Source organism: Aliivibrio wodanis, assembly GCF_052920805.1.
Window position 1 is genome coordinate 2535002 of record NZ_JBREXA010000002.1, and the last position, 24464, is coordinate 2559465.

The window sequence follows — 24464 nt, forward strand, 5'->3', positions numbered from 1 at the left end:
GGATATTATGAAAGGTGAACAATACAATAAGGCAGAATAAGAAAAAAGTGTTCTTATCTTATTTTCAGCAATGTCGTTGATGAAATTACTAGAAATAGTATTGAAAAAGTAAAAAAAAACATTTTATTTGATTTTTCGGTTGCATGATATTTCGAGATTAACTAGAATGCGCACCAATTGTGCCGACTTAGCTCAGTAGGTAGAGCAACTGACTTGTAATCAGTAGGTCACCAGTTCGACTCCGGTAGTCGGCACCATTTCTTTTTAATAGTAAAAGAAATTAAAAATTTGGAGGGGTTCCCGAGTGGCCAAAGGGAGCAGACTGTAAATCTGCCGCGAAAGCTTCGATGGTTCGAATCCGTCCCCCTCCACCATATTCAAGGTGAAATAGCTCCGCCGAGTTACATGCGTGCATCGTATAATGGCTATTACCTCAGCCTTCCAAGCTGATGATGCGGGTTCGATTCCCGCTGCACGCTCCATCTTCTATTTCCCCTTATAATTTTTAAATATATTTTTGGTTACGTGGTCATATTAATGCCACCAATAGCCGTACCTAGGAGACATCATGTCTAAAGAAAAATTTGAACGTACGAAACCGCACGTAAACGTTGGTACTATCGGCCACGTCGACCACGGTAAAACAACTCTAACTGCTGCTATCTGTACTACACTTGCAAAAGTGTACGGTGGTGTTGCTAAAGATTTCGCATCAATCGATAACGCTCCAGAAGAGCGCGAGCGTGGTATCACAATCTCAACTTCTCACGTTGAGTACGATACACCTGAGCGTCACTATGCACACGTTGACTGTCCTGGACACGCCGATTATGTTAAAAACATGATCACTGGTGCTGCTCAAATGGATGGTGGTATCCTAGTTGTTGCTGCAACTGATGGTCCAATGCCACAAACACGTGAGCACATCCTACTTGGTCGTCAAGTTGGTATCCCTTACATCATCGTATTCATGAACAAATGTGACATGGTTGATGATGAAGAGCTTCTAGAGCTAGTAGAAATGGAAGTTCGTGAACTTCTTTCTGAATACGATTACCCAGGTGATGATTTACCAGTAATCCAAGGTTCAGCTCTTGGTGCTCTACAAGGCGAAAAACAATGGGAAGATAAAATCGTTGAGCTTGCAGAAGCACTAGATTCTTACATTCCTCTTCCAGAGCGTGCTGTAGACATGCCTTTCCTACTTCCTATTGAAGATGTATTCTCAATTCAAGGTCGTGGTACTGTTGTTACTGGTCGTATCGAACGTGGTATCCTACGTGTAGGTGACGAAGTAGAAATCATTGGTATCAAAGAAACTACAGTTTCTACATGTACTGGTGTTGAAATGTTCCGTAAACTGCTTGACGAAGGTCGTGCTGGTGAGAACGTTGGTGCACTTCTACGTGGTACTAAGCGTGATGACGTTGAGCGTGGCCAAGTACTTGCTGCTAAAGGTTCAATCAACCCACACACTAAATTTGAGTCAGAAGTATACGTTCTTTCTAAAGATGAAGGCGGCCGTCATACTCCTTTCTTCAAAGGCTACCGTCCACAGTTTTACTTCCGTACAACGGATGTAACTGGCGATATCACACTTCCTGAAGGTGTTGAAATGGTAATGCCTGGTGACAACGTTCAAATGACGGTTGAGCTAATCGCTCCAATCGCTATGGACGAAGGTCTACGCTTCGCAATCCGTGAAGGTGGCCGTACAGTTGGTGCTGGTGTTGTTGCTAAAATCTTCGCTTAAGATTTGACTAAGTACTAATAAAAAGGGCATCATTCGATGCCCTTTTTCTGCGTTGTATTGTGTGTTGTTTTATTTTTACTCTATAATTTTAAGAAAATGCAGAGCACAGCGCAGATAAATTAGCAAATCGCTGGTTTATAGGATGAAGAGAGTAGGGTATATTTACTCTTGTTTTTGAATTTCTGTCTAATGATGGAAAATGATTTTAGTTATGTCACAGGTTGGTTTATGAAAACAAATACTGAGACGACAGAAACTTCAGGCGCAGTTGATACAGTTAAGTGGTTACTAGTTCTAGTACTACTTTCTGCTGCGGTTATAGGTAATTATTTACTAGCTGATTTGTCTGTTGTTATTCGAGCTGCCGGTGTAGTTGCATTGATTGCTGCTGCTGGTGGTATTGCTGCCTTCACAGCAAAAGGTCAAACTGCAATTGCATTTGCTCGCGAATCAAGAATGGAAGTACGTAAAGTTGTTTGGCCTACACGCCAAGAAACAACACAAACAACTTTCATTGTTCTTGCTGTATGTATCGTAATGGCTCTGATTTTATGGGGTATTGATGGTATTATGGTTAGACTAATTGGCTTAATCACAGGTGTTTGAGGATAAGTGATCATGAGTGAAGCTCCAAAGAAACGTTGGTATGTAGTTCAAGCCTTTTCAGGTTTTGAAGGCCGTGTATCACAATCGTTACGCGAACATATTAAAATTCATAACATGGAAGAGTTATTTGGCGAAGTGCTTGTACCAACTGAAGAAGTGGTAGAAATGCGTGCTGGCCAGCGTCGTAAAAGCGAACGTAAATTTTTCCCTGGTTACGTGTTAGTGCAAATGATCATGAATGATGAATCATGGCACTTGGTACGTAGTATTCCACGTGTTATGGGGTTCATTGGTGGTACTTCAGATCGCCCAGCACCAATTACAGATAAAGAAGCTGATGCTATTTTAAATCGTCTTGCACAAGCGAGTGAAGCCCCTCGTCCTAAGACATTATTTGAAGCTGGTGAAGTGGTTCGTGTTACTGAAGGTCCATTTGCTGACTTTAATGGTACAGTGGAAGAAGTTGATTACGAAAAAAGTCGTATCAAAGTGTCTGTTTCTATCTTTGGTCGTGCAACTCCAGTTGAACTAGAGTTTAGCCAAGTAGAAAAAAACTGATCGAAAAATCAGCAAAGCTATTGTAAAACGCGCGAATTATTATTATAATTTCGCGCGTTTTTGTTAACGGGGAGCTAATCCAGTTGGATGGCGTTTGAACCCAAAATTAGGAAATATTATGGCTAAGAAAGTTGAAGCTTATATCAAACTGCAAGTTGCAGCAGGTATGGCGAACCCAAGTCCACCAGTTGGTCCTGCTCTAGGTCAACACGGTGTTAATATCATGGAATTCTGTAAAGCGTTTAACGCAAGAACAGAATCTGTTGAGAAAGGTCTACCTACTCCAGTTGTTATCTCTGTATACAACGACCGTTCTTTCACGTTTATTACTAAGACTCCACCTGCTGCTGTTCTTCTTAAGAAAGCTGCTGGCGTTAAGTCTGGTTCTGGTCGTCCAAACACTGAGAAAGTTGGTACTATTACTGACGCTCAAGTACAAGAGATCGCAGAAACTAAAGCTGCGGACATGACTGGTGCTGACATTGAAGCTATGAAGCGTTCAATTGCTGGTACTGCTCGTTCAATGGGTCTAGTGGTAGAGGGTTAATAAAATGGCTAAACTTACTAAGCGTATGCGTAATATCCGCGAAAAAGTGGAAGTTACTAAAGACTACGAAATCAACGAAGCTGTTGCTCTTCTTAAAGAACTAGCTACCGCTAAATTCAATGAAAGTGTTGATGTTGCTATCAACCTTGGCATTGATGCACGTAAATCAGACCAAAACGTACGTGGTGCAACAGTACTACCTCACGGTACTGGTCGTGATATCCGTGTTGCTGTGTTCACTCAAGGTGCAAACGCAGAAGCAGCTAAAGAAGCTGGCGCTGATCTAGTAGGCATGGAAGATCTTGCTGAACTAGTTAAGAAAGGCGAAATGAACTTTGACGTTGTTGTTGCTTCTCCAGATGCAATGCGCGTTGTTGGTCAACTAGGTACAATCCTAGGTCCTCGCGGTCTTATGCCAAACCCTAAAGTTGGTACTGTAACTCCTAATGTTGCTCAAGCAGTTAAAAATGCGAAAGCTGGTCAGGTTCGTTACCGTAACGACAAAAACGGCATCATCCACACTACTATCGGTAAAGTGGATTTTGATGGCGCTCAACTTAAAGAGAACTTAGAATCTCTTCTAGTTGCACTTAAGAAAGCAAAACCAACTTCAGCGAAAGGTGTTTTTCTGAAGAAGGTAAGCATCTCAACTACAATGGGTGCTGGCGTATCTCTAGATCAAGCGACTCTAGATACTGCTACAAACTAATTTGCAAAAGCGTAGGATTTGTGTATAATTCTGCGCTTATCAAATTTATGGTTGGGGCTGTTTGATTTTTATTGAATAGTCTCCGTCCAAGACCGTAGGCGCTTGTAAAAGAGCTTAATAAAACCTGCGTAGACGGTGCCCGAACTAAAGGCTAATTTTTAAAATTAGCTTTCTGGGAATGCATCGTAATTACTCTCCTACATTTTGTAGTGAGTGGTGTAATCACAACCAGAGGTTAATCCAAATGGCTTTAAATCTTCAAGACAAAAAAGCAATTGTTGCTGAAGTCAACGAAGCAGCCAGTGGTGCACTTTCTGCAGTTGTAGCTGATTCTCGTGGCGTTACTGTTGGCGCGATGACTTCTCTACGTAAACAAGCGCGTGAAGCGGGTGTTTACATGAGAGTTGTTCGTAACACTTTAGCACGTCGTGCAGTAGAAGGTACTGAGTATGAGTGTCTACAAGACACCTTTACTGGTCCGTCTCTACTTGCATTCTCTAACGAGCACCCAGGTGCTGCAGCACGTCTTTTTAAAGACTTTGCTAAAGAGAATAAAGACTTCGAGATCAAAGCTGCTGCATTTGAAGGCGCAGTTACTGATGCTGATGTACTAGCGACACTACCAACTTACGACGAAGCTATCGCACGCTTAATGATGTGCATGAAAGAAGCTTCTGCTGGTAAATTGGTACGTACTATCGCTGCTGTTCGTGATCAAAAAGAAGAAGTTGCGGCATAAGCCCTGCTTTATTTGATTACAAAATAAATTATTGTTGACTTAAAAGAGAATTGTTATGTCTATTACTAACGAGCAAATCCTAGACGCAGTTGCAGAAATGTCTGTAATGCAAGTTGTTGAGCTTATCGAAGCTATGGAAGAAAAATTCGGTGTTACTGCTGCTGCTGCAGTAGTTGCTGGTGGCGCTGCTGCTGAAGCTGCTGAAGAGCAAACTGAATTTGACGTAATCCTAACTGCTGTTGGCGGAAACAAAGTTTCTGTAATCAAAGCAGTACGTGGCGCTACAGGTCTTGGCCTGAAAGAAGCTAAGGGTCTTGTAGACTCAGCTCCTGCTGCACTTAAAGAAGGCGTTGATAAAGCTGAAGCTGAAGGCCTTAAAGCACAGCTTGAAGAAGCTGGTGCAACTGTTGAAATCAAGTAATTATTACTTAGTTTCATAGCCTAACGGCTAATGGCTGGTGGTTTATTAACCACCGGCCTTTTTGCGCTGTAGGGTTTAGGGTAATTTCACACTGTTTAAAGTCCCTATATCCGAGCAAAAAACATAATCTCAATCAGAGATTATGTCCTACAGAAAACAGTGTTATTAGTTACTGTCCCAACCTTTCGAAGGCGGATGGTTCGGGTCACTTATCAGCGAGCTGAGGAACCCCATGGTTTACTCTTATACAGAGAAAAAGCGCATCCGTAAGGATTTTGGTAAGCGTCCACAAGTGTTGGACATACCATACTTGCTATCGATCCAGCTTGATTCTTTTACTAAGTTTATCGAGCAAGATCCTGAAGGGCAATACGGTCTTGAGGCTGCTTTCCGTTCTGTTTTTCCAATTCAGAGCTATAACGGCAACTCTAAGCTAGAATACGTTAGCTACAATCTCCGTGAGCCAGAATTTGACGTTAAAGAATGTCAAATCCGCGGTGTTACATATTCTGCACCTCTACGTGTTAAACTGCGTTTAGTTGTGTACGATAAAGATGCACCTGCAGGCACGGTAAAAGACATTAAAGAACAAGAAGTCTACATGGGCGAAATTCCGCTTATGACAGACAATGGTACTTTTGTAATCAATGGTACTGAAAGGGTTATCGTATCCCAGCTGCACCGCAGCCCAGGTGTCTTCTTCGACAGCGATAAGGGTAAAACCCATTCATCTGGTAAAGTTCTTTATAACGCACGTGTAATTCCTTACCGTGGTTCATGGTTAGACTTCGAATTTGATCCTAAGGATAACTTATTCGTACGTATCGACCGTCGTCGTAAATTACCAGCAACGATCATCTTACGTGCACTTCGCAAGACAACAGAAGAAATCTTAGATTTATTCTTCGACAAAGTTGTATTTGAAGTGAAAGATCAAACGCTAATGATGGAATTACTTCCTGAGCGTTTACGTGGTGAGACTGCAACATTCGATATCGAATCGAACGGCAAGGTTTATGTTGAAGCCGGTCGTCGTATTACTGCACGTCATATCCGTCAATTGACGAAAGACGAAGTAAACTATATCGAAGTACCAGTGGATTATATCGTAGGTAAAGTGGCTTCTCACGATTATGTGAATGAAGACACAGGCGAGATCATTATCGCAGCTAACCAAGAGTTTAGCTTAGAAGATCTTGCTAATTTATCTCAAGCTGGCCATAAGAAGATCGAAGTGTTATTTACGAATGACCTTGATCATGGTGCATACATTTCAGACACATTACGTGCTGATTCAACTGTTGACCGTCTATCGGCTCTAGTTGAAATTTACCGAATGATGCGCCCAGGCGAGCCACCAACAAAAGAAGCTGCTGAATCATTATTTGAAAGCCTATTCTTCTCTGAAGATCGCTATGACTTATCGACTGTTGGTCGTATGAAGTTTAATAGCTCAATTGGCCGTGATAATGATGAAGGTAATGGTATTCTTGATGAGAAAGACATCATCGAGGTTATGCGCAAGCTGATCGATATTCGTAACGGTAAAGGCGAGGTTGATGATATCGATCACCTTGGTAACCGTCGTATTCGTTCTGTTGGCGAAATGGCAGAAAACCAATTCCGTGTTGGTCTAGTTCGTGTAGAACGTGCTGTTCGTGAGCGTTTAAGTCTTGGTGATCTTGATGCTATTATGCCTCAAGACCTTATCAATGCTAAGCCGATTTCAGCTGCAGTTAAAGAATTCTTTGGTTCTTCACAGCTATCTCAGTTTATGGATCAGAATAACCCATTGTCAGAAGTTACGCACAAACGTCGTATTTCTGCTTTAGGTCCTGGTGGTCTAACTCGTGAGCGTGCTGGTTTCGAAGTTCGTGATGTACACGCGACTCACTACGGTCGCCTATGTCCAATCGAAACACCTGAAGGTCCAAACATCGGTCTAATTAACTCATTATCAGCTTACGCTCGATGTAATGAATATGGTTTCTTAGAAACTCCATATCGTCGTGTTGTTGATAATGTTGTGACTGAAGATGTAGATTACCTATCTGCGATTGAAGAAGGTACTTTTGTTATTGCACAGGCGAATGCCGTGTTAACAGAAGAAGGTACTTTCGCTGATGAACTAATCATCGCTCGTCAGAAAGGTGAATCTGGCCTACACCCACGTGAACACATTCAATATATGGATGTCGCGACAAACCAAGTTGTATCTGTAGCTGCATCGCTTATCCCGTTCCTAGAACACGATGATGCGAACCGTGCCTTGATGGGCGCGAACATGCAACGTCAAGCTGTACCTACACTAAGAGCTGATAAGCCTTTAGTTGGTACTGGTATTGAACGTAGTGTAGCAGTCGATTCAGGTGTAACTGCAGTTGCGAAACGTGGCGGTATGGTTCAGTCTGTAGATGCTTCTCGTATCGTTATTAAAGTGAACGAAGAAGAATTGGTACCTGGCGAAGCTGGTATCGATATCTACAACTTAACAAAATACACTCGTTCTAACCAAAATACGTGTATCAACCAACGTCCTACAGTACTTCCTGGTGAACCTGTAACTCGTGGTGATGTACTTGCTGATGGTCCTTCAACGGATCTTGGTGAGCTTGCACTTGGTCAGAACATGCGTATCGCGTTCATGCCTTGGAATGGTTATAACTTCGAGGATTCAATCCTTGTATCTGAGCGTGTAGTTCAGGAAGACCGTTTCACGACAATCCATATTCAAGAACTATCTTGTGTGGCTCGTGATACTAAACTTGGTTCAGAAGAGATCACTGCAGATATCCCTAATGTAGGTGAAGCTGCACTGTCTAAACTTGATGAATCAGGTATTGTTTACATTGGTGCTGAAGTTAAGGGTGGTGACATCCTAGTTGGTAAAGTAACACCTAAAGGTGAAACTCAACTGACTCCTGAAGAGAAGCTACTACGAGCTATCTTCGGTGAAAAAGCATCTGATGTTAAAGATTCTTCTCTACGTGTACCAAACTCTGTTTCAGGTACTATCATTGATGTACAAGTATTTACTCGTGATGGTGTTGAAAAAGATAAACGTGCTCTAGAAATCGAACAAATGCAGCTTAAAGAAGCTAAGAAAGACATTACTGAAGAATTCCAGATTCTTGAAGGTGGCTTATTAGCACGTGTTCGCACACTTCTACTTGCTGCAGGTACTTCTGAAGTTAAGCTTGATGCGATGGATCGTAAGCAGTGGTTAGAAATCACGCTTGACGACGAATCTCAACAGAATCAACTTGAACAGCTTGCTGAGCAATATGATGAGCTTAAAGCAGAGTTCGATAAGAAATTCGAAACTAAACGTCGTAAGATCACTCAAGGTGATGATCTTGCACCTGGCGTACTGAAAATCGTTAAAGTTTACCTAGCGGTAAAACGTCGAATTCAGCCTGGTGATAAGATGGCGGGTCGTCATGGTAACAAGGGTGTAATCTCTAAGATCAACCCTGTTGAAGACATGCCTTATGATGAAAAAGGTCAGCCAGTAGATATCGTATTGAATCCTCTGGGTGTACCTTCTCGTATGAACATCGGTCAAATTCTTGAAGTTCATATGGGTCTTGCTGCGAAAGGCGTTGGTGACAAACTTAACCAAATGCTTAAAGAGCAACAAGAACTGCATAAGTTCCGTAACTTCTTACAAAAAGTATACGATCTTGGTGAAACTCGCCAAGAAGTAGACATTGCTGCATTGTCAGATGACGAAGTTCGTACATTAATTAAGAACTTACGTGGTGGTTTACCAATCGCAACACCAATCTTTGATGGTGCTCCAGAAGCCTCAATTAAAGAACTATTAAAACTAGTAGATTTACCAGAATCTGGTCAATTGAAATTGTTTGATGGTCGTACTGGTGATGAGTTTGAGCGTCCTGTAACTGTTGGTTACATGTACATGCTAAAACTAAACCACTTAGTTGATGACAAGATGCACGCACGTTCTACCGGCTCTTACAGCCTTGTAACTCAGCAACCACTTGGTGGTAAAGCTCAGTTCGGTGGTCAGCGTTTCGGTGAGATGGAAGTATGGGCACTTGAAGCATATGGTGCTGCATATACTCTACAAGAAATGCTAACCGTTAAGTCGGATGACGTGAACGGTCGTACTAAGATGTATAAGAACATCGTAGATGGCGATCATCGTATGGAACCAGGTATGCCAGAATCATTCAACGTATTGTTGAAAGAAATCCGCTCACTTGGTATCAACATCGAGTTAGAAGACGAAGAATAATCTCATTGAGATTGTTCGGTAGAATATAAGGCGCTCGCCGAGCGCCTTTTTTCTCCTTACAGGAGCCGAATGTGAAAGACTTATTAAAGTTTCTGAAAGCACAACACAAGACCGAAGAATTTGATGCAATCAAAATCGGTCTTGCTTCACCTGACCAAATTCGTTCATGGTCTTTTGGTGAAGTTAAAAAGCCAGAAACAATCAACTATCGTACCTTTAAGCCAGAACGTGACGGTCTTTTCTGTGCACGTATCTTTGGCCCAGTTAAAGACTACGAGTGCTTATGTGGTAAATATAAGCGCCTGAAGCACCGTGGTGTTATCTGTGAAAAATGTGGCGTAGAAGTAACGCAAACTAAAGTTCGTCGTGACCGTATGGGCCATATTGAACTTGCGTCTCCTGTTGCACATATCTGGTTCCTGAAGTCACTTCCATCTCGTATTGGTTTGTTAATGGACATTCCTCTACGTGATATCGAACGTGTACTTTATTTTGAATCATATGTGGTTACAGAGCCGGGTATGACTGACTTAGAGCGCAGCCAACTTCTTTCAGAAGAAGACTACCTTGATAAGCTAGAAGAGTTCGGTGACGAATTTACAGCTAAGATGGGTGCGGAAGCGATTAAAGACTTGCTTGGCTCTATGGACATGCAAGCTGAAATCGAAGACATGCGTGAAGAGTTAGAAACTACTAACTCAGAAACAAAACGTAAGAAACTGACTAAGCGTTTGAAACTTGTAGAAGCATTCGTTCAATCTGGTAATAATCCAGAATGGATGATCTTAACTGTTCTACCTGTACTTCCGCCAGATCTTCGTCCTCTAGTACCACTAGATGGCGGCCGTTTTGCTACGTCTGATCTAAATGACTTATACCGTCGTGTGATTAACCGTAATAACCGTTTGAAGCGTCTTTTAGACCTAGCTGCACCAGACATCATTGTACGTAACGAAAAACGTATGTTGCAAGAGTCTGTGGATGCGCTGCTTGATAACGGTCGTCGTGGTCGTGCGATTACAGGTTCTAACAAGCGTCCTCTTAAATCTCTTGCTGATATGATCAAGGGTAAACAAGGTCGTTTCCGTCAGAACTTGCTTGGTAAACGTGTAGACTACTCTGGTCGTTCTGTAATTACAGTAGGTCCATACCTTCGTCTACATCAGTGTGGTCTTCCTAAGAAGATGGCACTTGAACTATTTAAACCATTTATCTACAGCAAATTAGAAGGTCGCGGTCTTGCTACGACAATCAAAGCTGCTAAGAAAATGGTAGAGCGCGAAGAAGCGATCGTTTGGGATATCCTAGATGACGTAATTCGTGAACACCCAGTACTGCTTAACCGTGCACCAACACTTCACCGTCTTGGTATTCAAGCGTTTGAACCAGTACTAATCGAAGGTAAAGCGATTCAGCTTCACCCACTTGTGTGTGCGGCATATAACGCCGACTTCGATGGTGACCAGATGGCGGTACACGTACCTCTAACTCTGGAAGCTCAATTAGAAGCACGTACACTAATGATGTCGACGAATAACATTCTGTCGCCAGCATCAGGCGACCCAATCATCGTTCCTTCTCAGGATGTTGTATTAGGTCTGTACTACATGACACGTGACAAAATTAACGCGAAAGGCGAAGGCATGTACCTTGAAGGTTTTGCTGAAGCTGAGAAAGCATACCGTACAGGTTGTGCAGAGCTACATGCTCGCGTTAAAGTTCGAATCACAGAAGTACTTCGTGATGAAAACGGTATTGAAACTCGTGAAACTAAACTGGTTGATACGACTGTTGGTCGTGCAATGCTATGGCAGATCGTTCCTGAAGGTCTACCTTACAGCATCATTAACCAGAAGTTAGGTAAGAAGCAAATCTCTAACCTACTAAACGAAGCATATCGTTCTCTTGGTCTAAAAGACACAGTAGTGTTTGCTGACCAAATCATGTACACAGGTTTCGCATACGCAGCATTGTCTGGTGCGTCTGTTGGTATCGATGACATGGTTATCCCTGATGCTAAGTACACTAAAGTTGCTGATGCAGAAGAAGAAGTTAAGCAAATTCAAGAACAGTACCAATCTGGTCTTGTAACTGCAGGCGAACGTTACAACAAAGTTATCGATATCTGGGCAGCAACGAATGAACAAGTTGCTAAAGAGATGATGGATAACTTGTCTTCAGAAACCGTGCTTAACCGCGATGGTGAAGAAGAGCAGCAAGAATCGTTTAACAGCGTTTACATGATGGCCGATTCAGGTGCTCGTGGTTCTGCAGCTCAGATTCGTCAGCTTGCAGGTATGCGTGGTCTGATGGCGAAACCAGATGGTTCAATCATCGAAACACCGATCACGGCGAACTTCCGTGAAGGTCTAAACGTAAACCAATACTTCATCTCAACGCATGGTGCGCGTAAAGGTCTCTTGCCGATACAGCACTTAAAACAGCGAACTCAGGTTACCTGACTCGTCGTTTAGTTGATGTTGCTCAAGATGTTGTAGTTCATTTAGATGACTGTGGAACACTGGAAGGTGTAACCATGATCCCTCTAATTGAAGGTGGTGATGTTAAAGAACCTCTACACGAGCGTGTTCTAGGTCGTGTGGTTGCTGAAGATGTATTGAAACCTGGTACAGATGAGATTCTTCTTCCACGTAACACGCTTCTTGATGAGAAGCAGTGTCAAATCGTTGAAGAAAATTCAGTTGACCAGATTAAAGTACGTTCAGTAGTAAGCTGTGAAGCTGACTTCGGTTGTTGTGCTAACTGTTACGGTCGTGACTTGGCTCGTGGTCACATGGTAAACCAAGGTGAGTCAGTAGGTGTTATTGCTGCTCAATCAATCGGTGAACCTGGTACACAGCTAACGATGCGTACGTTCCACATCGGTGGTGCGGCATCTACGGCAGCAGCAGACAATAGCATTCAAGTTAAGACGACTGGTTCGATCAAGCTTCATAATGCTAAGCACGTAACAAACGGTGAAGGTAACTTAGTTATCACATCTCGTGCTTCTGAAATGACAGTTATTGATGAGCATGGCCGTACAAAAGAGAGCTATAAGCTATCTTACGGTACTATTCTTTCTAAGAAAGATGGTGATGCAGTGGTTCAAGGCGATAAGATCGCTGCTTGGGACCCGCATACAATGCCAATCATCACTGAAGTACAAGGTCAAGTTCAATTCGTGGACATGATTGATGGTGTGACAATTACAACTCAAACTGATGAGTTAACTGGTCTATCTTCAATTGTTATCCTTGATGCGGCTGAGCGTGCTTCTGCTGGTAAAGACATGCGTCCAACAGTGAAACTTGTTGATGCGAATGGTCGTGACATCATGATCCCTGGTACTGAAATGCCAGCACAATACTTCCTACCTGGTAAGGCGATTGTTAACCTTGCAGATGGTGGTAACGTAGGTATCGGTGAAACACTAGCTCGTATTCCTCAAGCTTCAAGTGGTACTAAAGATATTACCGGTGGTCTTCCACGCGTTGCGGACTTATTTGAAGCTCGTAAACCTAAAGAGCCAGCAATTCTTGCTGAGCACGCAGGTATTGTTGCGTTTGGTAAAGAAACTAAAGGTAAAGTACGCTTATTGATCACTCGTGACGATAACAACGAAGTTTATGAAGAAATGATTCATAAGCACCGTCAACTTAACATCTTTGATGGTGATAAAGTTGAACGTGGTGACGTTATCTCTGATGGTCCAGAAACTCCACATGATATCCTACGTTTACGTGGTATTCATGCAGTTACTGAATACATCACTAACGAAGTTCAAGAAGTTTACCGTTTACAAGGCGTTAAGATTAACGATAAGCACATTGAGACTATCGTTCGTCAAATGCTACGTAAGTGTACTATCACACATTCTGGCGATTCTACCTTCCTTGAAGGTGAACAGCTAGAATTCGCTAACGTAACGATTGCAAACCGTCTGCTTGAAGCAGAAGGTAAGGAACCAGCTCGTTTCGAACGTGATCTACTAGGTATTACTAAAGCGTCTCTTGCTACTGAGTCGTTCATCTCTGCTGCATCGTTCCAAGAAACGACGCGCGTACTTACTGAAGCAGCTGTTTCTGGTAAGCGTGATGAACTACGTGGTCTGAAAGAAAACGTAATCGTTGGTCGTTTAATTCCAGCGGGTACAGGTTTCGCATACCACCAAGAACGTCAAAAGCAAAAAGCAATGGAACAAGAAGCTCCTTCTGCTGAACAAGCGACTGATAACTTAGCCGCTCTATTAAATGCAGGATTCTCTTCTGAAGAGTAATTAAGCCTTAATAGTTTTGCTTTAAAATAAAAGCCGCTCATATTCAATATGGGCGGCTTTTTAATATCAATTATTTAATAACTAAAAAATAATACTAATCGTAGTAAATAACTGATCATCTTAGCTGGTTAAAATACTCGATAACTGTGTTGAAATTAATAACTACTTATCGACATTACGCACCTGGTGGGTGACTTAAACTACTCACAATAAGTTCGATTAAGCCATCTTCTAATTCAAACCTCACTTCAATAATTTCTCCTAAAATAGAAAAATCATTATCAAAATCACTTAATAATAAAGCCTCATTTTCTTTTGAATATTTATCTGTGAAATTAAGAATCGGGTCCGTGGTTTTTGTAATATTGGCATATAGTTGACTCATTTCTTCTGTTGGAGAAAAGCCCGTCGCATCCCATTTAGCCATTACCATATTGTAAATTTTAAAGTGGCCTTCAGAAATATAGTCGATCAAATGCTGTGTAAATGATTGAATGGATGAAAAAGAAGGAAGTGAAGAGGAAGAGTTATCAAATGGAGGGAGTCCAGCTAATTTACAAAATTCCACAAGGAGATCTTGTCGAGTAGAAAGCCAGTGGTCAATAACATCGTTATTCCCACCCCATTGTTCTTGGAATTGATTTAGTTTAGTAAGCATAACGATATCCTTGTAGTTGCAAGCAATAAACCAACGTCTTATATCTATACCCAACATATTAAAATACAGTTTCAGAGAGGATCGGTTGGGTATACACTCATTACTATGTTCTTTAAGATTGCCAGTAAATATTGATGGCTGCAAGAGGGTTGTGATAAAGATGTTAAACCAACATACAAACGCGTACTGGTGTGTCGTAAATGATTCAGCAATTTGGCTAGAGGGCAGTAACCTTCCTTGCGGGAGTGCCATTGAGCTTAATTTACCTTTTGAGCAAGCGGTATGCATTGGTGATTATGACGGTTTTCCTGTTATGTGGCTCAATGATGAACACCTAGAACAAACCGTTGAATACACTAGCTTGAGAGAACTACTACAGGTTAAAGAACCGTTATTTCTAATGATAAGTAAAGCGATTCAATATGGGTTCATGGCTCGTGAATTTCGTTTTTGCCCTCAATGTGGTGGCCGAACGCAATTAAATCTCAATCAAATAGCCATGCAATGTAATGAATGTAGAAAATTGCATTACCCCCGTATTTTTCCTTCAATTATTGTTGCGGTACGTCGAGGTGATACCATTTTATTAGCACAGCACCAACGACATAAAGGCGGATTATTCACTGTTCTTGCTGGTTTTGTTGAGGTGGGTGAAACGTTAGAGATGGCGGTTGAGCGAGAAGTTTATGAAGAGACTGGTATTAAAATAAAAAATATTCGTTATATCGCAAGTCAGCCTTGGGCATTTCCATCCAGTTTAATGATGGGATATATGGCGGATTATGATTCAGGAGAAATTAAAGTGGATAAAACAGAGTTGATCAAAGCTGATTGGTTTAATTTAGATAATTTACCTGAATTAGCACCAAAGGGTACGATAGCAAGATCATTAATCGATTCGACCCTTAGTGACATCAAAGAAGCTTGAATATAGAAGAGTTAAGTAAATATGATCTTGATAACAAAGGTAAGCTTTTGTTCCAGAGATTGAGTGCTACAATAGCGGGAGCTAAATATAAGGAAAGATCATGACAGAATTAAAAAATGACCGCTATTTACGTGCGTTATTAAAACAACCAGTAGATTACACACCAGTTTGGATGATGCGCCAAGCAGGTCGATACCTTCCAGAGTACAAGGCGACACGAGCAGAAGCTGGTGATTTCATGTCTCTATGCAAAAATGCAGAGCTTGCTTCAGAAGTAACTCTTCAGCCTTTACGTCGTTTTCCTCTAGATGCAGCGATTCTATTTTCAGATATTCTGACTATCCCTGATGCGATGGGTTTAGGTCTGTACTTTGAAACAGGCGAAGGCCCTAAGTTTGAACGCCCAATTACTTGTAAAGCTGACGTAACTAAAATCGGCCTTCCAGATCCTGAAGGTGAACTGCAATACGTAATGAATGCAGTACGTCAGATCCGTAAAGATCTAAAAGGCGAAGTGCCACTGATTGGTTTTTCTGGTAGTCCTTGGACACTAGCGACATACATGGTTGAAGGTGGAAGCTCAAAAGCATTCACTAAGATCAAAAAAATGATGTATGCAGAGCCAGCAACATTGCACCTATTACTAGATAAATTAGCTGATACAGTTATTGAATACCTAAACGCGCAAATTAAAGCGGGTGCACAATCAGTGATGGTATTTGATACATGGGGTGGTGTATTAACTCCTCGTGATTACAACGAATTCTCTTTGCAGTACATGCATAAGATCGTTGATGGCCTAATTCGTGAAAATGAAGGTCGTCGTGTACCAGTAACTCTGTTCACGAAGAATGGTGGAATGTGGTTAGAATCAATTGCAGCAACAGGCTGTGATGCCGTAGGCCTTGATTGGACAATCAACATTGCAGATGCGAAAGCTCGCATTGGTGATAAAGTGGCTCTACAAGGTAATATGGACCCATCAATCCTTTACGCACAACCTGAACGTATTCGCCAAGAAGTGGGTACAATTCTTGAAGGTTTTGGTAATGAAGGTACAGGCCACGTATTTAACTTAGGTCACGGTATTCACTTAGACGTTCCGCCAGAAAATGCAGGTGTATTTGTGGAAGCGGTTCATGATTTATCTAAGCCTTACCATAAATAAAATCTTAGTTTAAGATCCTAGATAGAAAGGAGACTCATTGTAGTCTCCTTTTTTATTGGAACAGAGCTATAATTTTATTGTCATAAATTAGATGAAAGTAATAAAGAGCCAGTTATGTTTAAACAATTACGTACCTTATTAAAAAAAGTCATCAATGAAGCGGCAGAAAGCGGCTCAAATGATACGACCTCGATGCATTTAGCAATGGCCTCATTACTTTGTGAAGTATCAGGTGCCGATCATCAAAGTGATGAACGAGAAGATAGCGCGAAATTACAGTTATTGGTAAAACTGCTCGATATTAGTGAGGAACAAGCACAGCAATTATTGCTTGAAGCGGTAGCTAAAAGTAAAGCGTCGACGTCTTTATATGAGTTTACGACTAAGCTGAGAGCCTTAATGCCAAATGAACGTTATGATTTAATTGAAGCGATGTGGGCTGTCGCGTATGCCGATGGCATTATTGAACCGATGGAAGAGGCCGTTATTCGTCAGGTCTCTGATTTGATCTATCTTGATCATTTAGAGTTTATACGAGCAAAACTTGCCGCCGCACCAAAAAATCAGTAACTGAACATTAATTAATAGAATATTGAAGCCTGCGAATAAACAGGCTTTGTTTTTTATTAAATGACCTTAATAACCCTTATCAAAATCCACCAAGTTCAATAATGAAAACCCATCACGCCAACGTAAGTAGTTCTCAGAAAATTGCTCGAAAACCTGCTCAGGAAAACTGATGGCAGCAATATGTGGAGTCACTGTGATGTTAGGATGGTGCCAATAGGGGCATTCTTGAGATAAGGGCTCGTTAATAAAAACATCGAGAAAAGCATGGGAGAGAGATTGCGACTCTAGGGCATGCAATAAGCCATAATTATCGATGACATCACCACGTCCAACGTTAAATAGTAATGCGCCATTACAGTCGTTTAACGTTTCAATATTAAGTAAGCCAACGGTTTGTTCTGTTTTAGGTAAAGTACTGACAATCACGCTTGCTTGTTTAAAAGCGTTACACATTTCAGTAATGTGAAATACTTTTTCAAAAGGAGAATCTTTGGGTGGGATGCCTGAACGATTAATACCATAAGCAGTAAAGCCTAATGCCTTAGCCGTATTTGCAAGAGCGCAACCAATCGATCCCGTTCCTAGAATTACCATGACTTTATCAGTGAGTGATGAGTAGCTATGAGGTTGCCATTTTTTTTGCCGCTGTTGTTGTTCATACAATGCAAAGTGACGAAAATATTGAATGCAATAACCCAAAACATACTCAGAGATCTGTTGACCAAAGATCCCTTTTACATTGGTCAGGTCGTAGTCTTGTCGTAAGTCTGGGTGTGTTAAAGCGTCAATGCCAGCAAAGGTCGATTGAACCCAGTCGACAGATTCAAATTGGTTAAGTAAATCCAGAATGAGTGGTGGATCGGCAAGAACAATGTCAGCCTTTCTAAGATCATGACAAATTTCGAGATCAGGAAGATCCGATTGCTTGAAAAGTGAGAGGTATTTCTCTTTTTCTTTTGAAATGATAAGTAATTTATTCATAACCTTCCTTTTGTCATTCGTGGTTATCAAGTACACTTAAAGCGTCATTTTTTTATAGTGTAGAATCGTATATGTTACGCAATCCTATCCAAGTTCGTTTAGAAAAGTTTGAACCATGGCAACAAATTACTTTTATGGCTTCTTTATGTGAGCGTATGTATCCAAACTATGCCCATTATTGTGAAGCAACAGGCTTTGCTGAACCTCAAACCTATCGCGTTATACTAGATAGTATTTGGGAATTATTGACGGTTAAAAATGCCAAGATTAATTTCGAACGTCAATTAGAAAAGCTAGAAGAAATGATCCCTGAGTTAGATGATGACTCAATTTACCTCACTTATCCTGCCATTGATGCTTGTGTTGCATTATCGACTTTCTTGCACGGGATCTTAGATCGTGATGTATTAGAAGAAGCTATGTTTAAGATCAGCCAATTATCAGTGATGACCGTTGCTCAATTAGTTGAAGCTGAAACGGGTGAAGAAGTAACAGACGAAAATCAAAAAGAAATTGAAGTGATTTGTGAAGAGTGGGATGTCCAGTGGGCTATTTTCCGTCCTCTTCGTGAAGCAGAAGAGCGTGATATTGATTTAATTAAAGATTTACGCCAAGAATTACGAGATGAAAATGTAAGTAATATTGGGCTTGAACTGAGTTACTAATATTCTTACTTGTATAAAAAAACCGATGATAATTCATCGGTTTTTTTGTTTTTATCTAAAGGGGCTTGCTAACACCTTTATTTTTAAATTTATTTAGTGTTCTTCTTTATCTGTATTATCAATAACACCGTGTTTAGTTTTCCAATTTGTCCAACGTTGTTGAGCAAGTTGCTGCATATCTGTTGTTTTGTCAGCTTCATCAATAATCTCTTCGCCAACCATGTATTCAAAGATATCTTCTAGAGTTAATAAACCCTGAACCGTGCCATATTCATCAATGACTAGAGCAAGCTGTGCTCTGTGCTTCATTAAGTGCTCAAATGCTTTTGGTAAGGTTGATGTGCTGATGACAACTTGAATTGGGCGCATAACAGAGCCTAGAGGGCGCTTCCCTTGTCCTTCATGCATTGCAGAGAACAATTCCAAGCGGTGAGTAAAGCCAATAATATTGTCACTGTCTTCGCTGTACACTAAAGGACGAGAGAATGGCGTATCCATGTGTTCTTTTAGGAAGTCTTCAACTGTCATTTCTGCATTTACGCGAAATAATACGGTTCTTGGTGTCATTATCTGCGTCACGGGAATATCTTTAATATTTAAAATATTAGTTAATATTTTTGATTCGCCTTCTGCAAACTCGCCATTTTCTTTTGCAAGGGTTGCCATTGCTGCAATTTCATCTCTTAACTTTGGTGCTTGATGACCACGAGCTAAACGTTTAGTCAGTTGTTCAGAGGCCCAGACAACAGGTGTAAGCAATAGAACCATCCAATAAAGCATTCTTGCTGCCATTGGAGCCAATTGACGCCAGTAAGTTGCCCCAATCGTTTTAGGTACGATCTCTGAGAATAATAGGATAGCGAATGTTAAAAACGCTGAGAATACGCCTAACCATTCACTACCAAAAACAATAGAGGCCTGAGCACCAGATGCAGCAGCACCAGCAGTATGGGCGATAGTATTTAGCGTTAAAATAGATGCCAAAGGGCGATCTACATTATTTTTAAGTTTCGTTAATCTTTCCGCTGAAGGGTGATTCTCCTGGCGCATTTGGGCTAAGTAGCTTGGACTAATACTAAGTAAAATAGCTTCAAGCACAGAACAAATGAAAGATACACTAATAGAAATGGCAATATAGATGGATAAAATAAACATTATTAATCTCAAAAAAGTAAGCAAGCCCTTATAAAATGGGTGCTGATTGACCAAAATACAATGACTCATAAATGAAAATTAGTAACAATTTGTGAGACGTTACTCAGTTTATGTTTAAAGAACACGCATTCCGTAGCAAGAAGTGCGACAAACCTTTGCCAGATGGGGGCTTTATGCATTAGAGTGAAGGGGATTTCAAAAAAATAGAAGGGAAACCCTAATGAATAAAACCCAGTTAATTGATGCTATTGCTGAAAAAGCAGATCTATCAAAAGCACAAGCAAAAGCAGCTCTTGAAGCGACTCTAGAAGGCGTAACTGGCGCACTGAAAGATGGTGATCAGGTTCAACTTATTGGCTTTGGTACGTTTAAGGTTAATCACCGTGCAGCACGCACTGGTCGCAACCCTAAGACTGGTGATGAGATTCAAATTAAAGCAGCTAATGTTCCTGCATTTGTTGCTGGTAAAGCACTGAAAGAATCAGTGAACTAAGATATACTTTGCCGAGTTACCCTAACTCGGCATTTTTATGAAGCGAATCCTCTCTACATTACTTCTCTCTACTTTTCTTTTTGGTTGCTCTTCTAGCCCACAAGATGAACAGCGCATTAAATCGACCATCTTAACTAGTGGTCAAATTCAAGGGGATGCAACTAGCTACTATTGGTATACCCGTCGATTACAACAATCAATTAGTGCGTCTGACTATGTGACTATCGGTGATTATGGTTGGTATAAAACCACGTATCGCTGGGAAAAAAACATCTTGGTAGAAGCGGTTCGTGAAGGCGAAATGCTAGATAAGACGAATGAACTTACTCCTTATTTTATGCATGTTCGTTACAATGGTAATGGCGAGGCTGTTTATCAACGTTATCGTAAAGATGGCCGTATCTTTCCTTTAATGCCAAACCAATTAGCTCAATTCCAAGACCAATCTCAGTATTTAATTACTAAAGTGGAAAACTCAAATAAAGAGGGCATTTCCTTATATCAAGGTGAGTGGGATGGTGAAACGTTTTATTCATGCAATGGTGAGGAATATAGTGAAGTAGAGTTTAATCAAATATTGCCTGATTTTGTCGTTGCTAGGTTGTCGGGTTTAGACAGTTTTATTTCGTTTTTAGGTGAAGAAAAAAACAGGAATAAAAAGGTGCTGAAGATGTCTGAATTATTGTTATTAACCGATGATAGTTATAAATGTGTAGAGCGTTCAAATCTTATTGAAGAATAAGATACTAGCTGGGGCAGGCATAGCCAAGTAAAGTTAAAAAAGGCACTATCACAGTGCCTTTTACTATCTGTAGAAAGTAACGACTATTTACTTTCTAATTCGCGAGCAATGGCACGGTAACCAATGTCATTGCGGTGGAACATTCCATTCCAACTAACTTGCTTTGTAAGCTCATATGCACGTTCCTGAGCTTCTAAGACGGTATTACCTAATGCAGTTGCACATAACACACGTCCACCGTTTGTAACTACATCACCAACGTCGTTGTTTTTTGTGCCAGCATGAAATACTTTCTGGCCTTCAACTTCAGTAGTTGGAAGAGAGATGATATCTCCTTTTGCGTAATCTGAAGGGTAACCACCAGCAGCAAGAACAACACCGATAGAAGCGCGTGGATCCCACTTAGATTCTGCTTCATCCAGTTTCTCATCGATCGCCATTAGGCATAGTTCAACAAGATCTGACTCCATACGCATCATGATAGGCTGTGTTTCTGGATCACCAAAGCGACAGTTATATTCGATTACTTTTGGAGTGCCATCAGCATCAATCATCAAACCGGCATATAGGAAACCAGTGTAAGGAGCACCTTCTGCATCCATTCCACGTACGGTAGGATAAATCACTTCTTCTAGAATACGATTATGAATTTCAGGAGTTACAACAGGCGCTGGAGAATATGCACCCATGCCACCGGTGTTAGGGCCTGTATCTTTATCACCAACACGCTTATGGTCTTGGCTTGTTGCCATTGGTAAAACGCTAGTGCCATCAACCATTACGATGAAGCTTGCTTCTTCACCTTCTAGAAACTCTTCGATAACGACACGGCTACCTGCATCACCAAAGGCATTTCCAGCAAGCATGTCTTTAATTGCGTCTTCTGCTTCTTCAAGTGTCATAGCAACAATAACGCCTTTACCAGCAGCAAGACCATCAGCTTTAACTACAATTGGAGCGCCTTGCTCACGAACATAAGCTAATGCTGGCTCAATTTCAGTGAAGTTAGCGTAATAGCCTGTTGGAATATCATGGCGAGCTAAGAAGTCTTTAGTAAACGCTTTAGAACCTTCTAATTGTGCTGCCGCTTTCGTAGGGCCAAAGATAGGTAATCCTGCTTCACGGAATGCATCAACTACACCAATTACTAATGGGCCTTCTGGACCAACGATAGTCAGTTCAACTTCTTTTTCTTTAGCAAACGCAACAAGAGCAGTAATGTCTTCAACATTAATTGCCACGTTTTCTAATTTTGGCTCAAGCGCTGTACCTGCATTACCTGGAGCGATAAATACTGTTTCAACGTTTGGGTTTTGTGCTGCTTTCCAACCTAAAGCATGCTCTCTACCGCCTGCGCCGATGATCAATACGTTCATGTTTTAATCCTTAATACCATATTGTAATGGGAATAAATTATATAAATCGGTGAATACAAAGTTCAGTGTGCGAGAAACTATAAAAGCAATATTAAGTTCACAGAGTGTGCTTTTTTGCTCTTATAGGAGCGCAGCGTTCTAGTTTCTAGAAGCGAAGCGCTCTCGTTACTGTATTCCCTAGTGGCGGAAGTGACGCATACCGGTAAAGATCATCGCCATACCATGTTCGTCAGCTGCTGCGATAACTTCGTCATCACGCATAGAGCCACCCGGTTGGATAACACATTTAATGCCAGCTTCAGCAGCAGCATCAATACCATCACGGAATGGGAAGAATGCATCAGATGCCATTGCACAGCCTTCAACCACAAGACCTTCGTCAGCGGCTTTAATTCCAGCGATTTTTGCAGAGTAAACGCGGCTCATTTGGCCAGCGCCGACACCAATAGTCATGTCACCTTTAGAGTAAACAATGGCGTTAGATTTCACGTATTTCGCTACTTTCCAACAGAACAGTGCGTCTTTTAATTCTTCAGCAGTTGGTTGGCGCTTAGAAACCACTTTAAGCTCATCTTCAGATACCATACCTTGGTCGCGATCTTGAACTAGTAAACCGCCGTTAACGCGTTTCACGTCAAAGCCAGTTGTTTTAGTTGTCCACTCACCACATTCAAGTAGGCGAAGATTTTTCTTAGCTGCAACAATTTCAATTGCTTCAGCAGAAACAGAAGGAGCAATGATAACTTCAACGAATTGACGCTCAGTAATTGCAGTTGCAGTTGCTGCATCTAGTTCGCGGTTAAATGCGATGATACCGCCAAATGCAGATGTTGGATCTGTTTTGAAAGCGCGGTCATAAGCTTCAAGAACATCTTTACCTAGGGCTACACCACATGGGTTTGCGTGTTTAACGATAACACATGCAGGTTCGTCGAACTCTTTCACACACTCTAGAGCGGCATCTGTATCTGCAATGTTGTTGTAAGAAAGCGCTTTACCTTGAATTTGACGAGCAGTTGATACAGACGCTTCTTCAGGATTAGCTTCAACATAGAATGCAGCAGCTTGATGACTGTTCTCACCGTAGCGCATATCTTGTTTTTTCTCGAACTGTTGGTTGAAGGTACGAGGGAATTTAGATTCGTTATCGCCTTCTTTATTCTCACCATAGCTAGGAACCATTGTGCCGAAGTAATTAGCAATCATGCCATCGTAAGAAGCTGTGTGCTCAAATGCTGCAATTGCAAGGTCAAAACGCGTTGCTTGAGTCAGTGATTTGTCGTTAGCGTCCATTTCAGAAATTACGCGATCGTAATCGTGAGCATTAACGACAATAGTGACGTCTTTATGGTTTTTAGCCGCAGAGCGAACCATTGTTGGACCACCGATATCGATGTTCTCAACAGCATCAGCTAGAGTACAGCCTTCTTTAGCTACGGTTTCAGCGAATGGGTAAAGGTTAACAACAACAATATCGATTGGGTTGATACCATGCTGCTCCATGATGCCATCATCTTGACCGCGACGACCAAGAACACCACCATGCACTTTCGGATGAAGAGTTTTAACGCGGCCATCCATCATTTCAGGGAAGCCTGTGTAATCAGATACTTCTGTTACAGGGATATTTTTTTCTGCCAGCAAGCGAGCTGTGCCGCCAGTAGATAAAATATCAACACCACGTTCAGTCAGTGCTTGAGCAAATTCTACAATACCAGTTTTATCAGATACGCTAATTAGCGCGCGACGGATCGGACGTGGGTTATTCATTGCTACTTTCTTCCTTTAGAATTAAGTTAGGATTTTTGCCAAAAATGAACTTGTACTGCCTGTCATTATCACTTGATAAAGAAAA

Annotated in this window: 19 protein-coding genes, 3 tRNA genes and 1 pseudogene; 18 read left to right on the plus strand and 5 right to left on the minus strand. The window is 41.3% G+C overall.

Going from position 1 to position 24464, the window contains the following annotated elements:
- Window positions 1-181: 181 nt before the first annotated feature.
- The 12 genes and pseudogenes from ACU5DF_RS19705 to rpoC all read left to right on the plus strand — a co-directional run bounded on the left by ACU5DF_RS19705 (window position 182) and on the right by rpoC (window position 13873).
- Window positions 182-257, plus strand: a tRNA-Thr gene (locus tag ACU5DF_RS19705).
- Between the two features lie 33 nt (window positions 258-290).
- Window positions 291-374 (plus strand) — tRNA-Tyr (locus ACU5DF_RS19710).
- A 33-nt stretch (window positions 375-407) separates the two neighbouring features.
- A tRNA-Gly gene (locus tag ACU5DF_RS19715) sits at window positions 408-482 on the plus strand.
- Window positions 483-568: 86 nt separating this feature from the next.
- Window positions 569-1753, plus strand: coding sequence for an elongation factor Tu (tuf, locus tag ACU5DF_RS19720; protein WP_045103114.1), 1185 nt, complete (start codon window positions 569-571; stop codon window positions 1751-1753).
- 228 nt (window positions 1754-1981) lie between these two features.
- On the plus strand, window positions 1982-2359 hold the full coding sequence (gene secE, locus ACU5DF_RS19725) for a preprotein translocase subunit SecE (RefSeq protein WP_045103368.1): 378 nt from the start codon (window positions 1982-1984) through the stop codon (window positions 2357-2359).
- A 12-nt stretch (window positions 2360-2371) separates the two neighbouring features.
- Complete coding sequence (gene nusG / locus ACU5DF_RS19730; RefSeq protein WP_045103113.1) at window positions 2372-2917, plus strand: transcription termination/antitermination protein NusG; 546 nt, start codon at window positions 2372-2374, stop codon at window positions 2915-2917.
- Window positions 2918-3035: 118 nt separating this feature from the next.
- A complete protein-coding gene (gene rplK / locus ACU5DF_RS19735) occupies window positions 3036-3464 on the plus strand; it encodes a 50S ribosomal protein L11 (protein WP_045103112.1) in 429 nt (142 codons plus the stop codon).
- A 4-nt stretch (window positions 3465-3468) separates the two neighbouring features.
- On the plus strand, window positions 3469-4173 hold the full coding sequence (gene rplA / locus ACU5DF_RS19740) for a 50S ribosomal protein L1 (RefSeq protein WP_045103111.1): 705 nt from the start codon (window positions 3469-3471) through the stop codon (window positions 4171-4173).
- A gap of 244 nt (window positions 4174-4417) precedes the next feature.
- Window positions 4418-4912 carry a 50S ribosomal protein L10 gene (gene rplJ, locus ACU5DF_RS19745; protein WP_045103110.1) on the plus strand — a complete coding sequence of 165 codons (495 nt, stop codon included), beginning with the start codon at window positions 4418-4420 and terminating at the stop codon, window positions 4910-4912.
- 55 nt (window positions 4913-4967) lie between these two features.
- Window positions 4968-5333, plus strand: coding sequence for a 50S ribosomal protein L7/L12 (rplL, locus tag ACU5DF_RS19750; protein ID WP_045103109.1), 366 nt, complete (start codon window positions 4968-4970; stop codon window positions 5331-5333).
- A gap of 232 nt (window positions 5334-5565) precedes the next feature.
- On the plus strand, window positions 5566-9594 hold the full coding sequence (rpoB, locus tag ACU5DF_RS19755) for a DNA-directed RNA polymerase subunit beta (protein WP_446713927.1): 4029 nt from the start codon (window positions 5566-5568) through the stop codon (window positions 9592-9594).
- 71 nt (window positions 9595-9665) lie between these two features.
- Window positions 9666-13873 (plus strand): annotated as a pseudogene (gene rpoC, locus ACU5DF_RS19760) (DNA-directed RNA polymerase subunit beta').
- A 175-nt stretch (window positions 13874-14048) separates the two neighbouring features.
- On the opposite strand, the gene ACU5DF_RS19765 reads toward rpoC, so the two are convergent.
- Entirely contained in the window at window positions 14049-14531 is a 483-nt protein-coding gene (locus ACU5DF_RS19765) for an Rsd/AlgQ family anti-sigma factor (protein WP_045103106.1), read from the minus strand.
- 160 nt (window positions 14532-14691) lie between these two features.
- Between ACU5DF_RS19765 and nudC the strand changes: the two genes are divergently transcribed.
- From nudC to ACU5DF_RS19780, 3 genes are all read left to right on the plus strand, one after another.
- Window positions 14692-15459, plus strand: coding sequence for an NAD(+) diphosphatase (nudC, locus tag ACU5DF_RS19770; RefSeq protein WP_446713928.1), 768 nt, complete (start codon window positions 14692-14694; stop codon window positions 15457-15459).
- Window positions 15460-15559: 100 nt separating this feature from the next.
- Window positions 15560-16627 carry a uroporphyrinogen decarboxylase gene (hemE, locus tag ACU5DF_RS19775; protein WP_045103104.1) on the plus strand — a complete coding sequence of 356 codons (1068 nt, stop codon included), beginning with the start codon at window positions 15560-15562 and terminating at the stop codon, window positions 16625-16627.
- 114 nt (window positions 16628-16741) lie between these two features.
- Complete coding sequence (locus ACU5DF_RS19780; RefSeq protein WP_446702680.1) at window positions 16742-17197, plus strand: tellurite resistance TerB family protein; 456 nt, start codon at window positions 16742-16744, stop codon at window positions 17195-17197.
- Window positions 17198-17263: 66 nt separating this feature from the next.
- Here ACU5DF_RS19780 and ACU5DF_RS19785 read toward each other — a convergent pair whose 3' ends face one another.
- Window positions 17264-18178, minus strand: coding sequence for a D-2-hydroxyacid dehydrogenase (locus ACU5DF_RS19785; RefSeq protein WP_446713929.1), 915 nt, complete (start codon window positions 18176-18178; stop codon window positions 17264-17266).
- 71 nt (window positions 18179-18249) lie between these two features.
- On the opposite strand from ACU5DF_RS19785, the gene ACU5DF_RS19790 reads away from it, so the two are divergent.
- Window positions 18250-18843, plus strand: coding sequence for a YjaG family protein (locus tag ACU5DF_RS19790; RefSeq protein ID WP_045103101.1), 594 nt, complete (start codon window positions 18250-18252; stop codon window positions 18841-18843).
- 93 nt (window positions 18844-18936) lie between these two features.
- Here ACU5DF_RS19790 and ACU5DF_RS19795 read toward each other — a convergent pair whose 3' ends face one another.
- Window positions 18937-19998 carry a CNNM domain-containing protein gene (locus ACU5DF_RS19795; RefSeq protein ID WP_045103100.1) on the minus strand — a complete coding sequence of 354 codons (1062 nt, stop codon included), beginning with the start codon at window positions 19996-19998 and terminating at the stop codon, window positions 18937-18939.
- A gap of 220 nt (window positions 19999-20218) precedes the next feature.
- On the opposite strand from ACU5DF_RS19795, the gene hbs reads away from it, so the two are divergent.
- Entirely contained in the window at window positions 20219-20491 is a 273-nt protein-coding gene (hbs, locus tag ACU5DF_RS19800) for a non-specific DNA-binding protein Hbs (protein WP_045103099.1), read from the plus strand.
- A gap of 37 nt (window positions 20492-20528) precedes the next feature.
- Window positions 20529-21233, plus strand: coding sequence for a DUF1481 domain-containing protein (locus ACU5DF_RS19805; RefSeq protein WP_446713930.1), 705 nt, complete (start codon window positions 20529-20531; stop codon window positions 21231-21233).
- A gap of 83 nt (window positions 21234-21316) precedes the next feature.
- On the opposite strand, the gene purD is transcribed toward ACU5DF_RS19805, so the two are convergent.
- Together purD and purH are read right to left on the minus strand one after the other, a co-directional pair.
- Window positions 21317-22609 carry a phosphoribosylamine--glycine ligase gene (gene purD / locus ACU5DF_RS19810; RefSeq protein ID WP_446713931.1) on the minus strand — a complete coding sequence of 431 codons (1293 nt, stop codon included), beginning with the start codon at window positions 22607-22609 and terminating at the stop codon, window positions 21317-21319.
- Window positions 22610-22786: 177 nt separating this feature from the next.
- A complete protein-coding gene (purH, locus tag ACU5DF_RS19815) occupies window positions 22787-24379 on the minus strand; it encodes a bifunctional phosphoribosylaminoimidazolecarboxamide formyltransferase/IMP cyclohydrolase (RefSeq protein WP_446713932.1) in 1593 nt (530 codons plus the stop codon).
- Window positions 24380-24464: the final 85 nt, after the last annotated feature.